Annotated in this window: 11 protein-coding genes and 1 riboswitch; of the genes, 4 read left to right on the top strand and 7 right to left on the bottom strand. The window is 59.8% G+C overall.

Translation table 11 applies throughout. The features are described from left to right. The first annotated feature begins 1 nt into the window (after position 1). A complete protein-coding gene (locus ETHHA_RS00315) occupies positions 2–976 on the top strand; it encodes a diacylglycerol/lipid kinase family protein (protein WP_013484032.1) in 975 nt (324 codons plus the stop codon). Here the strand turns inward: ETHHA_RS00315 and ETHHA_RS00310 are convergent. After that, positions 966–1460, bottom strand: coding sequence for a substrate-binding domain-containing protein (locus tag ETHHA_RS00310; RefSeq protein ID WP_013484031.1), 495 nt, complete (start codon positions 1458–1460; stop codon positions 966–968). The genes ETHHA_RS00315 and ETHHA_RS00310 overlap by 11 nt on opposite strands. A gap of 356 nt (positions 1461–1816) precedes the next feature. Here ETHHA_RS00310 and ETHHA_RS00305 point away from each other — a divergent pair, with 356 nt between their 5' ends. Genes ETHHA_RS00305 through ETHHA_RS00295 form a run of 3 tightly spaced genes read left to right on the top strand, consistent with a single transcriptional unit; the run spans position 1817 to position 4631 of the window. Then, a complete protein-coding gene (locus ETHHA_RS00305) occupies positions 1817–2785 on the top strand; it encodes an efflux RND transporter periplasmic adaptor subunit (RefSeq protein ID WP_013484030.1) in 969 nt (322 codons plus the stop codon). Further along, positions 2782–3468, top strand: a complete 687-nt coding sequence (locus tag ETHHA_RS00300) for an ABC transporter ATP-binding protein (protein ID WP_013484029.1) — start codon at positions 2782–2784, stop codon at positions 3466–3468. Before ETHHA_RS00305 ends, ETHHA_RS00300 begins: the two co-directional genes overlap by 4 nt. Then, on the top strand, positions 3465–4631 hold the full coding sequence (locus ETHHA_RS00295; RefSeq protein WP_013484028.1) for an ABC transporter permease: 1167 nt from the start codon (positions 3465–3467) through the stop codon (positions 4629–4631). Before ETHHA_RS00300 ends, ETHHA_RS00295 begins: the two co-directional genes overlap by 4 nt. Positions 4632–5008: 377 nt before the next feature. Here the strand turns inward: ETHHA_RS00295 and ETHHA_RS14850 are convergent, their stop codons facing one another. The 6 genes from ETHHA_RS14850 to ETHHA_RS00260 form a co-directional block, all read right to left on the bottom strand. Next, on the bottom strand, positions 5009–5227 hold the full coding sequence (locus ETHHA_RS14850) for a helix-turn-helix domain-containing protein (protein ID WP_013484027.1): 219 nt from the start codon (positions 5225–5227) through the stop codon (positions 5009–5011). 552 nt (positions 5228–5779) lie between these two features. Continuing rightward, positions 5780–7318, bottom strand: coding sequence for a transposase (locus tag ETHHA_RS00285; protein WP_013484026.1), 1539 nt, complete (start codon positions 7316–7318; stop codon positions 5780–5782). Positions 7319–7320: 2 nt separating this feature from the next. After that, on the bottom strand, positions 7321–7986 hold the full coding sequence (locus tag ETHHA_RS00280) for a hypothetical protein (RefSeq protein ID WP_013484025.1): 666 nt from the start codon (positions 7984–7986) through the stop codon (positions 7321–7323). Further along, a complete protein-coding gene (locus ETHHA_RS00275) occupies positions 7970–9691 on the bottom strand; it encodes a [Fe-Fe] hydrogenase large subunit C-terminal domain-containing protein (protein ID WP_013484024.1) in 1722 nt (573 codons plus the stop codon). Before ETHHA_RS00275 ends, ETHHA_RS00280 begins: the two co-directional genes overlap by 17 nt. A 404-nt stretch (positions 9692–10095) precedes the next feature. Further along, the gene (locus ETHHA_RS00270; protein WP_013484023.1) at positions 10096–11265 is read right to left on the bottom strand and encodes an iron-containing alcohol dehydrogenase; all 1170 of its coding nucleotides are present in this window, start codon (positions 11263–11265) and stop codon (positions 10096–10098) included. 396 nt (positions 11266–11661) lie between these two features. Further along, a riboswitch (cyclic di-GMP riboswitch) is annotated at positions 11662–11746 on the top strand. A 246-nt stretch (positions 11747–11992) separates the two neighbouring features. After that, positions 11993–13327: a putative manganese-dependent inorganic diphosphatase gene (locus tag ETHHA_RS00260; RefSeq protein ID WP_013484022.1), complete on the bottom strand. Its 1335-nt coding sequence runs from the start codon at positions 13325–13327 to the stop codon at positions 11993–11995. Between the last annotated feature and the right edge of the window lie 119 nt (positions 13328–13446).

Below are 13446 nucleotides of genomic sequence, written 5' to 3'. Positions count from 1 at the left end.
CATGTTATCAGAACGCACAGGGAAAAATATTCTGTTTATCCTCAACCCCAACGCCGGCAAACAGCATATCGGCCGCAAGTCGGACGAGCTGGTCACACTTTTTGAAGAAAGCGGCTGCCGCGTGGACGCGCGGACAACCACCCGCCCCGGCGACGCAGCGGAACTGGCCGAACAACTTGCATCCGCCTACGATCTGGTGGTCTGCTGCGGCGGCGACGGCACACTGCACGAAGTCGTTAACGGAATGCTGCGCGCGTCTGCACAGGTGCCGCTGGGATATCTGCCCACCGGCACCACCAACGACATGGCCCGCACCCTGCGCCTGCCGGGCGACGTGCGCAAAGCCGCAGGCGTGGTGCTGCAGGGTCATACCGCCGCGCAGGATCTCGGCCTGTTCAACGGCACGCAGTATTTCTCCTATATCGCGTCGTTCGGCGCTTTCACCAGCATCCCGTATTCCACGCCCCAATGGCTGAAAAACCTGCTGGGCTATCCCGCCTATCTGCTTCAAGTGCTGCGGTGCCTGCCGGAGATGCACCCGTATGCGCTGGAAATGGAAACGAATGACGGCCTGCATGCAAAAGGGCGCTTCCTGTTTGGAAGCGTGAGCAACGCCCGCTCCGTATCGGGTATTTTCCGGTTCAAACCCGAAGATGTCTCCCTGGACGATGGCCTGTTCGAGTTGATGCTCATCCGTCATCCCGAAAATCCACTGGAATTTTTCCGCATCGCGCACAACCTCATCCGCCGCAAAGCGGACGATCATTTCGTTATTTTCCGGCATGTGCGGACGGTATCGTTCCGGTTTGAAACCGAAACCTCCTGGACAGTGGACGGCGAATACGGCGGAACCACCCGCTCGGTGGAGATCCGCACGCTGCACCGCGCGCTGCCGTTCATTTCAGGCCGTCCTCAGCGCATACGCGCGCGGCGCAGCCGGTTTTCACACAGCCGGTCGCCGCATCTCACTCCATGACAAATCCGCTCTGCTCGAGCAGATGCACGCCTTTTTTGGACAGCAGAAAATCCACCACCATCTGGGCGGCGGCGTAGTTTTTACTGGAGAGCGGCTTGGTGACCGAATAGGCACTGCCGTCCGCCCCCACGGCGATGTTGACATAATTATCGACCTTGTGCGCGCTCATCAGGGCGCGCACCGCATTTGAACCAAACGTATAGCTGCCGCGCGGCGATGCCGAAACTCCTCCCAGCGCCAGTAGATCGGTACGAGCGCCGGCATCCACCGCCGCCTGCAGCGCGGCGGTGCCGTCATACCGGATGTGCAGAGTGAGACCGTCCTCTTTTTGCAGCTCGGCCGCCGTTGCGTCCAGCACAGGCTTGAGGGAGGTATCCGCAAACACCGTCACCTGTTTTTCCCTGTGAATGGATACGCACCCCGTAGCCGCCAGCATCCAGGCCGCCAGCAGCGCAAACAGCAGTCCTATGCGAGCCGTTCTCATCAAACCCCTCCATCCTTCCGCGCCGCGCGCCTTTTCCGGGCACCGGGCGGCTTTCCGTATTCCAAACTGCCGCATGGCGAATACACATTCACAATTTTCATCACACGAAACGGACAAGCATTATCCATATTGCGTCTTTTTCCCCGCCGGATTTGGGGGTATAATTAGTAAGGCTAAATAATATCTGCCAACCGCCGTCATGCCCCCCGGCGCTTCTTTGGGACAGTATAGCATAACAGGCGGCGCAGGGCAACGCGGGCGGTTTTGTGCGCGGCCCCGCAAAGCAGGCAGATCACGGAAAAGATGAAAAAAGAAACCCGTCCCCCGAATGAAAAGACACGCGAAGGAGTTTGTACATGAAAAAACAGAACATCCACCGCCTGCGCATCGCCGCGATCCTGCTTGCCTGCGCGGCGATGGCGGCCGCCCTCGGCGGCTGCGGCATCCGCAAGGCCAGCACCTCCACCCAGACGCGTACGGCAAAAGTGACCCGCGGCGCCATCTCCGTGACCGTGCACGGCACCGGCACCATCCAGCCCACCTCGGTGCAGGCGGTGAGCAGCACCGTCACCGGCAAGGTCACGCAGATCTTCAAGCAGAATGGCGACCCCGTGAATGACGGCGACAACATCGCGGAGGTGACGGCCACCGGTACCGGCGCCACGACCGACATCACCGCCCCCATGGACGGCGTGGTGGCGCTTTCCCAGCTTACGGTTGGCACGCCGGTGCAGCCGGGGATGACGGTCTGTCAGGTGCAGAGCGCGGCCAGCTTCAATGCGGTGGTCAACGTGGACGAACTGGACATCGCGGGCGTGAAAGCCGGCCAGAAAGCCGATGTGAGCGTGGACGCGATCTCCGGCAAGCTCTTTTCAGGCACCGTGCAGAAAATTTCGCAGGTGGGCGTGGCCACAAACGGCGTCACCGACTTCAGCGTGACCCTCAGCATGGACGATTCCACCGGATTGATGTCCAACATGAGCGCCAGCGCCGATATCCATACCGGTGAAAACCAGAACGCACTGCTGGTGCCGGTGGAAGCGCTCCAGACCAAAGGCGCGGACCGCTACCTCACCGTGCGCACCACATCCGGCAAAACGACCAAAGACACACAGGTGAAAGTCTCCGTGGGACTCATCAGCGACACGCAGGCCGAGATCACCTCCGGCGTGAACGAAGGAGACACCGTGGTGCTGCCCAGCCTGGCGCCCACCAACGGCACCAGCATCAACGGGCTTAACCGAAACAGCAGTGACAGCAGTTCCTCCTCGGGCGCGGCCGCATCCGGCGCGTCCTCGACCGCTTCGGGGGGGAAGGCGTCTTGATCGAACTGAAAAACGTCAAAAAAGTCTATAAGATGGGAGACAACGAGGTGGCCGCGCTGGGCGGCGTGTCGATCTCCATTGCCGACGGAGAGTTTACCGCCATCATTGGCCCCTCCGGCAGCGGTAAATCCACGCTGATGAATATCCTCGGCTGCCTGGACACCCCCGACGAGGGCGACTATTTCCTCGACGGCACGGACATGACCAAGGTGAGCGAAAAGAACCTCAGCCGCATCCGCAGCCGCAAGATCGGATTCATCTTCCAGCAGTTCAACCTGCTGCAAAAACTCACCGCGCTGGAGAATGTGGAGCTGCCGATGATCTATCAGGGCGTGCCCGCCAAGGAACGGCGACGGCGGGCGATGGAATCGCTTGAACGCGTAGGACTGGGCGAACGCATCCACCACAAACCCAAGGAGCTTAGCGGCGGGCAGCAGCAGCGTGTGGCCATCGCCCGCGCGTTTGCGGCAAAACCCTCCATCATTTTGGCCGACGAGCCGACCGGCAACCTCGACTCCAAATCCGGCGCGGAAGTGATGACCATCCTGCACCAACTGCATGAGAGCGGCAACACCATCGTGCTCATCACGCACGATTCCAAGGTGGCCGCGGAGGCCACGCGCCGCGTGCGCATCGCCGACGGGCTGATTACTTCGGACGACCGAAACGGAGGTGCCGCATGAATTTTTCACAGGCAATGCGCATGGCATGGCTTTCGGTCTTTTCCAATAAAATGCGGTCGTTTCTCACCATGCTGGGCATCATCATCGGCGTGCTGGCCGTGACCATGCTGGTCTCCATCGGGCAGGGCGCGACCGCGCAGATCACCGGGCAAATACAGGGGCTGGGCGCAAACCTGCTCACAGCCGCCGTCACCGGCCAGAAGCCGGTGTACATATCTTTGAACGACGTGGAAAACCTGCAGGACACCGGCGGGCTTTCGCTGGTGGCGCCGCTGGTATCCACCCAGTATGTGGCCAAATCCGGCACCCGCACTATCAACACCTCCATCGAGGGCACCACGCCGGGCTATGACGCCATCCGCGACCTTTCGGTGCAGAGCGGGCGTTTCCTGATCCAGGCGGACGTGGACAACCGCAGCTCCGTGGCCGTGATCGGCACCGACGTGGCGGACACGCTTTTCGGCGGCCGCAATGTGGTGGGACAGACCGTGCAGGTGGCGGGACGCTCGTTCGACATCGTGGGGGTACTCACCCACAAGGGCAGCAGCGCAATGGGCTCCAACGACAACCGCATCATCATCCCGGTGACCACCGCGCAGCGTATGCTGCACCAGACACAGATCCTGCAGGTGTTTGCCACCGCCAAGGACGGCGACAGCGTGCAGCAGGGCGTGCAGACGCTGGAAACCTTTATGTACCACAAAACCAAGGACACCAGCGCCTACACCATCTTCAGCCAGAGCGACCTGCTCTCCACCCTGAACACCATCACCGGCACCCTCACGGCCATGCTGGGGGCACTGGCCGGCATCTCGCTGCTGGTGGGCGGCATCGGCATCATGAACATCATGCTGGTTTCCGTGACCGAGCGCACGCGCGAGATCGGCATCCGCAAGGCCATCGGCGCGGGCCGCGGCAGCATTTTGGTGCAGTTCCTCATCGAGTCCATGCTCATCTCCCTCACGGGCGGCGTCATCGGGCTGGTGCTGGGCGGCGTGGGCACCGCGATCGTGGGCAAGGTGATGGATGTGCCGATGAGCGTTACACCCGGGGTCGCAATTCTCGCGCTGGCGTTCGCCGTTTCCGTCGGCGTGATCTTCGGGCTGTATCCCGCCAACAAGGCTTCCAAAATGCGCCCCATCGACGCCCTCCGCTACGAATAGGGGCGAGGACCCTTTTTAAGTGCAGGCAAGCCGGGCCGGAAAATGCCTTCTCAGCCTGAACGGGCGGCGGGCACGGCCCGCGTTTAGGTCCAAAAAGGCTTTTTAAAAAACACGACCGCACAGCCTGAAAACCGATGCCTTGCGCTTGCCTTTGCCCCATTATGGCACAAAAACAGCACACCGTATACTGCGGACTTGCAAGAAAAGTGTTCCAAATTTCTCAAGGGATGCGGTGTGGTATCCGGAGTAACAAAACCGAACGGGAGCCGGATAGACAATATTACGCTAAGGAACCGCTACTAAGACTTCTGTCAAATGTGGCGGTTCCTTTATTCATCGGCATGATTTTAATCTATGGCTTGCCCCCATAAAGGGAATCACCCTTTTGGATAGGGTTTTGAAACGCTTGTCCTTCCCAGCAGGTAATCCGTACTGGTCTGGTGGAAATCTGCCAGCCTGATTAAAATGCCGGTCGGTATGTCCACTTCTCCACGCTCATAATTGCTGTAAACCCGCTGACTGCAATGCAGGATTTCCGCCATCCGGGTTTGTGAAAGGCTTTTGTCTTCTCGCAAATCTCTAATTCGTTTATACATCACGCCCACCTCGGGGTTATTATAAAATAGCGGAATATCCGCTATTGAATTTTAGCGGATATATCGCTAAAACATTCATAGACTCAAAGAAGGTGTGATGTTCATATATGGCAGACTACCGGGAAATGTATCGAAAATTGTTTTAAGCAACTACCAAAGCAATCGACATTCTGCAAAAAGCCCAACAAGAGACCGAAGAGCTTTACATGACTTCCGACCAACCGGAACTGCATTTCATGAAAGAGGAAGAACCTTCTCAAAAGGATAGTGCAAAAATAGTGCTTGATGGTCAAGCGGCCCCTTTTCCCCTCGGTAGACCATTCGCCAAAAAGTGAAGGCAGATTATCCGAAGCCGTAAGACTTGTTTCGACATCCTCCATCCACACAAAAGGGCCGTCCCCGCAAGGGGGACGGCCCTTTATATAAATAGCTGCACTTTTCGGGCGAAACGCCCGCCCGCTCAGCGGGGATCGCAGCCGGGCACGGGACTACGCCGCGTGTTCAGCCGCATGATGCGGCAGCCAAAGCACCCTGATTCATTTTGATCGGTGGTCATTTCACCGGCACCCAGCGCACCGCATTGCGGATATCCTCCGCCGCGCGCAGTTTGCAGAGCATGGCGTATTTTTTGCCTTCGCACCAGTCCTCCTGCCGGCCTTTCGCCATCAGGCTCAACTCGTAAAACACCACGGTCTCTCCGTCCTCGGCGGGCACCGTGCAGGAAAAACCCAGCGCGTCGTTGAAATAGTGCCGCATGCCGTTTTCCTCCCGCACATACACGGGCACCTTGTTGCCCGCGTATTTCTGCAGCCGGACGGCAAGGTTGCGGCTGCCCACGAACGGAAAGGGCGCTGCGTATCCACAGGCAACACAGGCGAACATCTGCGGGGAAAGACGGTTTTTTCGGGTAACCGCCCCACAGCGGGGGCAGGTGATGTTCAAGCCGCTGCCGCTGACACATACAGGCGGAGGCAGCCCCGCTTCCACGAGTTTATACCGCAGGATATGCTCCAGCCGCATATATTGCCCGGCAGGGAACACCTCCGGCTGGAAACGGCCGCCATCCCGCAGGAGAAAGCCGTCGCCCCGACCGCCGTTTGCTTCCAGCACCACCTGTGCGCGTGCCTCCAATGCGCGCGCAGTGATCTCCTTCGCCAGGCAGAACAGCATCTGCCCGCCTCTCGCGGAGAGCATGGCGTTTCCCTGCACGGCGCCATCCCTGCCGCACACCGTGCAGGCCAGCGCCGCGGCTGCTCGCGCCACGCCCATCGTCGCCTGCGGCACCACGCACGCATTGCAGGATACCTCCACGCTCAGCACCAGACGGTATGCGTCGCCGTGCCGCACCAGCCTTGCCGTGCGGAGAATCTGCGGATGGTCCAGAGCCTGCCGCAGCACCTCCTGCTGCGCTTTGCCGAACGACAGCGGCACCACGATGAACCGCCGGGGGCCGTCCGTTGCCTGAGCAGACGGAAGACCGGGCGCCACTACGCGCAGTTCGCGCCCGAAAGGCGCCGGCGGCAAACGGCTTTTGGCATTGAGCAGGTGCAGCTTGGCGAAAAAACGCCCGGTACCGGGATCATAGAGCAGGCAATAGTCCCGCGCGGCGGCATACCGCCCGAAATAGAGCGGATGCACCCGCCCACTGTGCGCAAGCACAACCGCCAGCCGCCCGCGCATCTCTGCGGCCGAAAGCATTCCCGCATCGTAAGCGTCCGTCAGGGCGCGGATCCGCGCATCCGCCTCCTCCGGCTCCAGGCGGACACAGGGATAGCCCGCCTGGCCGCCCGACTTCTGCCAGCGCGCGGCAAAACTGAGCAAAATAGTGGCAAAATCCTGCTTGAGCGAGTCCTTGAAGGGCTGCACACCGTAAACATTGAGTGCACGCAGCATATCCTTGTCCGCCAGCGCCTGCACCTGCGCACGCGTGACGCGCCGGCCGCCCCGGGCCAGCGCCTGCACCGGCTCCCGGCACTGCCGCAGCAGTTGCTCCAACGCGCGGGTATAGGACAGCAGGGCGGTATCCATCAGTTCCCGTTTCCGCCGCCCAGGCTCACGGATCTCCAACGAAAGCGTTTTGTAGCAGGGCATCGTCATCCCTCCCGCACGGCACGGTAGCGAAGCACGGCGGCCGAAAGATCGCTGCGCGGCTTTTCACCACAGAGCGAGCAGCTAATGCCGAGCAGCAGCTCCACCAGTTTCCCGGCCGGAACGGACGGCGTATAGGCCGCCTGCAAATAGGCGGGAAGCAAAACGTTTTCCCAACCCGCGGCATAGGGTACGCCCTCGCCTGCACGCGCAACGCCATGCCCGAAGCAGACCAGCGTGTCGCGGGACTTGAGTTGCAGGCGCGCCTCTTCCAGCACAACGGGGCCGCATCGGCGGGGCGTGAAAACGAGCGGCAGCACCCGCCCACGCCGCAGGAAGACCGCCTGCGGCATGGCCAGCCGCGCAAGGTAGGCGGCGCCGTCCGCGCGCATCTGCGCCACGGTGAGCAACACCGGTTCCCGGCCGCCGCTCACCGGCAGCATGCCCGCCACCGTGGCCACCGCTTCGTCCACCGCGACGGGATGGGACAGCGCCGAACCGAACATGCTGGTCACCATGCCGGAGAGCACACAGCCGCTCATCGTTTCGCCGCCATCCACCAGCACCGCCGTCACACAGTCCTGCCCGTAAAACAGCTTGGCCGCATCACCGATCTGGCTTTCTCCGAACCGCGCGATGCTTTGCGCACAGGCGTCAATGGCTTGCGTCATGCTCCTCACCCGCCTGTTCCACGAGCGTGTTGGTGAGCTTGGAGAGCGCCAGCTTGGTCTCCATCGCCGTTTCCCCCAGCAGCCCGGCGATCTGCTGCACCACCCGCATCTGTTTTTCCACCACTTCGCGCGCGAACTGCGCGGTCTCCTCGGTCATCACACGGTGCTTTTCGCTTTCCAGCTCCTTGTGGGTGATGTCTTCAAGCAGCACGATCACCGTCCGGGCGCTCTGTACGCGCACCACCGATTGAGAAACCACGATGCCCGGTTTCTCATACCGCACTTTGTGGTGCAGGATGTTCTCCCCGGTGCTCAGCACCTGATAAAAGTCGTTGCTCGGCAGCAGCGCGCCCACCGACCGGCCGCAGATCTCGCCCCGCACGTGCAGCAGAGCTACAGCCGCGGGGTTGATATGCTCGACCTGCAGTTTCTCGTTAAGGATGAGCACGCCGGTGGGGATGTTTTCCACCACCGTCGCGGACATGCTCTCCGCCAGTTCACGCATATACGGCACGCACATGCTGATATCCGCCTTGCCGTGGATGACCGCCACGGCCTTTTCGCGGCAGGTGCTGTATCCACAGCAGCCGCAGTTGAGCTCCTGCTTGACCGATGTTTTGCCCATGCGGGCCAGAACGGACGCGATCTCTTCTTCCCGGATGGGGGAGCGGCGGGGCGCCAGTTTGCGGAACGAACGGCTGAGGTCTGCCTCCACACCCTGTGTGAGCAGGCGGGGACCGGGCGTCTCCTGCCTGGGGCCATGCACCAGCGCATCTTTGGCCGTGAGATAGGGAACATTCATCATCCGCAGAATGGGGCCGCCCAGGCAGCCGCCCGCACAGGCGGTGAGTTCCAGAAAATAACCGGAAAGCCCGTCCCTCCGGACGGATTCCAGCACTTCGGCGCAGCGATCCACCCCGTCCACCGCCACGCATTCCCACTTGCGGCGCGTTTCCTTGGCCAGGTGATGGATCACGCCGCCCGGTCGGGCAAAATAGTCGTACGCTACGGTGCCCATGGGTTTGCGTTTCATCTCCCGCGGGTCAATCCCGGCGGATGCGAACCACGCAGCCAGCTCGCTGAACGTGAGCGAAGCATACAGGGCATTTCCGCTCTCCCCGTCCTGCGCATCATGCTTCTGCGAGATGCAGGGCCCGATGGAAACCACCCGCGCACGCGGCCCGTAGATCTGCCGGATAATGCGCGCATGGGCAACGGCAAAGCTGACCGTGGGCGCCAGCTGCTCCACCAGCTCGGGATAATGCCGCTGCACCAGCAGATAGATGGACGGGCAGGCGGTAGTGATGAGGTTGGGCGCTTTCCACGACACGGAGGCGGCGTCATATGCGCGGGTGACCTGCGCCGCGCCCACTGTGACCGGCTCGGCATGCACAAACCCCAACGCGCTCAGCGCCGAGGCCATTTTGCCCATATCCACCCCCGGGAAGGCGGCCTGGCAGGACGGCTCCACCGACGCGTACAGCTTTTCCCCCGCAGCGATGGCGGACCGCACCTTTTCCAGGTCGTCGCGGATATATTTGGCGTTCTGCGGACAGATGAGCAGACAGCGGCCGCAATAGATGCATTCCCCATCCACCACCCGCACCTGCTCATCCAGGCAGGAAAGAGATTTGACGGGGCAGGCGCGGATGCATTTATAACATCCCCTGCAATCCGCCCTGCTCAGTCCCATGATCGTGTTCATTCCCGCTATTCCTCCGGCACGGCGGCCCACCGCACGCCGTCCCATTTGCCATAATATTGTTAATTATTTGTCAATGATGTCATTATATCATGAAATCCATTTTTCCGCAACCAAAAACCATATTAAATATACCTTGCTTAAAAACAAAATGCAAACCGGTCTTTGGGAGATAAAACGCCCTGCCGCGCGAAAAACGCAGGAATACTTGCAGTATTCCCGGCATGCTCCGCATGGCAGGGCGGCCCCTTCGGTTCAGGCGAACAAAAACCTGGTCTTTTGTGGAAAGACGACCTGACAGACGCAGGGAAACGCGTGAACGGGCAAAAGAAACAGCCGCAGCAAACGCCGCGGCCGAAAATGCAGTGAAAACAAATCTATGACAGGTTATGAGGCAAGGAGATTTCTTAGAAGTTCAGCGGCGAGCCGTCCAGCGCGCATTCCAGAACCTTCTTCAGCTCGCCCGGCGTGGTGCCGCGCGGGTTTGCGCCCGTGCAGGGATCCAGTTGGGCCTGCTCGGCGATGAAGTCGATGTGCGCGTTGAAAAGTTCGTCGGTCACGCCGTTTTCACGCAGCGTGGGGAGAATACCCACACGGGCATTGAGGGTTTTCACCGCTTCGATGAGGGAATGGGTGAGCTGCTTGTCGGTGCCGCCCGGCAGGCCGAGCGAGCGGGCAATGTCGGCGTAATCCTTCATGGAAACGACCGAGTTGTATTTGATGACATAAGGCAGCAGGATGGCGTTGCACAGGCCATGCGGCAGATCAAACTGCGCGCCGATCTTGTGGGCCAGCGAGTGGCAGATGCCCAGCAGCGCGTTGGAAAACGCCATGCCGGCCAGGCACTGCGCCACATGCATGCGCTCACGCGCTTTTTTGTTGCCGTTGTAGGAATCGGAGAGGTTATCGAAGACCCACTGGATGGCTTTGATGGCCAGTGGGTCGCTGAACGGGGAACGCGCCACGGCGACATAGGCTTCAATGGCGTGGGTGAGGGCGTCCATGCCGGTGTGGGCGGTCAGTTTGGGAGGCATGGTCTGCGCCAGCGCATAGTCGAGCACCGCAACGTCCGGCGTGATTTCGAAGTCGGCCAGCGGGTATTTGACTTTGGTGGAATAGTCGGTGATGACCGAGAAAGCCGTCACTTCGGTCGCGGTGCCGCTGGTGGAGGGCACGGCCACGAAGATGGCTTTCTGCCGCAGCTTGGGCAGGGAGAACGGGTCTTTGATATCGTCGAATTTCTTCTCGGGATATTCATAGAAGACCCACATCGCCTTGGCGGCATCGATGGGAGAACCGCCGCCGATGGCAACGATGACATCCGGCTGGAAAGCGCGCATGGCTTCGGCGCCCTTATAGACGGTCTCAACAGACGGGTCGGGCTCCACGCCCGCAAAAAGCTGCACTTCCAAGCCCGCTTTTTTCAGCACGTCCTCCAGCTTATCGAGAAACCCGAATTTCTGCATGGAGTGACCGCCGGTAACGACAAACGCTTTTTTGTGGCCTTTGAGGTTGCTCAGTTCTTCAATCGCGTTGTTGCCGAAATAAATGTCCCGCGGCAATGTGAATCTTGCCATAATGCAATCACCTTTCAAATACCAAAATTTTCAGAAGCCGAATAGAAGCGGTGGCTTTTTTCCAGAAAGATGATAGCATACGCCACATTTTACAGCAATTTATTTTTGCATGCATTCCTTCAAAAAAAGAGTGGGCTTATTATATAATATGGTTTTTTCAGGACCTGCATGCACTTTTCCGGCAAACGCAGGACTGCGCCATACAAAATGAACCAAAACCTGCGTTTGCACGGCTGCGCGGGTCTATTTTCCAGAAGCATATCGTTATAACGCTCCCGCTTTACGTGGCGGTGGTTCGGTTTAGCCCTTCCCACACCTTGAAAAAGATACGGAAATACACTTGCAATCCTCTGCCTGACATGCTATAATAAATTGTGAGAATTGTATAAATATTGCAAAATGTATCGGCAAACCCGTCGAAAGGCGGGGACGCAAAGCCACGGGTCTAATGTTTCATCACGATGATAGCCGGGTTGCCTTTTTGTTCACTTGTTTGAAAAAACGGGCACCTTGTTATAAAATGGGTGTCCGTTTCGTTGTATATGCGAAACCGCGCCTTCTCCCTCCACTTTATAACTCGGCCTTTTCTCAAGGGGGCCGGCTTGTTATAAACTACCTCCCCAATCTGCCATTGTTTCTTTGCACTGCCGCCAAAGAAACAGAAAAACACCTCCCTTCATGCCGGGGAGGTGTTTTTCTGTTTGCGCGAATAGGGGGTGGGGAAACTTTACGAAAGTGCGCGGGTGAGCCGCGGTACGATCTGCTTCTTACGGGATACCACACCCTCCATCAGGAAGCTGCAGTCGTCTTTCGTGTCACCGAACGCCAGCGCCACCAGACCCGGCTCGGTCTCTTTGAACAGCACTTCGGTCTGCTCATCAAGGATGGCCGTCACAATGACCATCACGGCGGCATAGCCTTCCTGCTCGAGCATTTCCGCGCTGCGGAAGAGCACCGGCTCGCGGTAGCCCGCGAAGCTTGAGAGCGTGGCCATGGTCACCTGCGAGATGCCCAGTTTTTTGCCGCTGATGATATATTCCTTATAGTCGTTGTGAATGATCTCATCCGGCGACATGCCTTCCAGAGACGCACCCGCCTCAAACATCTGTTTGGCGTAGCCGTCTATGTCGATGCCGGCGATGTCCGCCAGGCGCAGAGCGGTTGCTTTATCCACCGGCGTGCAGGTAGGGGACTTGAACTTAACCGTATCCGAAAGGATAGCCGAGCAGAGCAAGCCCGCGATCTTCGGCTCGGGCACGACACCGTTTTCATCGTAGAGTTTGGTCACAATGGTTGCCGAGCAGCCCACCGGCTCGTTGCGGAAATAGATGGGTCCGGGGGTCTGGATGTCGCCAATGCGGTGATGGTCGATGATCTCGAGCAGGTCGGCCTCATCCAGACCGTCCACCGTCTGCGTCCGCTCGCTGTGATCCACCAGGATCACCTGCTTGCGGCGGTAGGTTTCCAGCAGCGCCAGCGTGCAGAACCCAAGGTAGCTGCCCGTTTCGTCCACCACCGGAACCCGCCCGGCGGAGTCGGCTTCCAGCGTGGCGCGGGCGTCGCTGATATAATCGGCGGGGTGCAGCACATCATAGCCGGAAGTGCGCATCGCATCCGACACCGGCAGGCCCTGAAATTTCTGCCGCAGTCCGGCCGCGGTGCCGTCTGCTTCCCCGCCGCTCAGATAAGTGAGCGCGAGCGCGGCAATATCCCCGGCCGACACAAGGCCGGCCAGCCGCCCATCCGCATCCGCCACCGGGAGCGGGCCGCTTTTTTCCGCATAGAGTGCCTCAAGCGCCGTTTGCAGCGCAGTGGACGGCGAGAGCGGCTTGATCTCTTCGAGCGTGATATCCTCGACCTGCCCGCGCACTGAAGCGAGCAGTTCCGGCGGGTCCACCTCAAAATGCGACAGGATGAACGCCGTCTCGCGGTTCACCTTGCCCAGTCTCGCCGCGACGGCGTTCATGCCCAGCGCGCGCTTGAGCGCGGCATAGCTGAGAGACGAACAGATGGAATCGGTATCCGGGTTGCGGTGCCCGGTCACATATACTGTCTGGCTCATGTATTTTCGCATCCTCTGCACTGAATTCGGCCGCGCACGCCGTTACCCGGCGGCATGCCGCAGCCTCTGCTATCACAGTTCCATTATAAACGCGCACCGGACGCTTTTCAAGCGCCGCG

Source organism: Ethanoligenens harbinense YUAN-3, assembly GCF_000178115.2.
Classification (GTDB): Bacteria; Bacillota; Clostridia; order Oscillospirales; family Ethanoligenentaceae; genus Ethanoligenens; species Ethanoligenens harbinense.
This window is presented reverse-complemented; position numbering and strand designations above follow the sequence as displayed.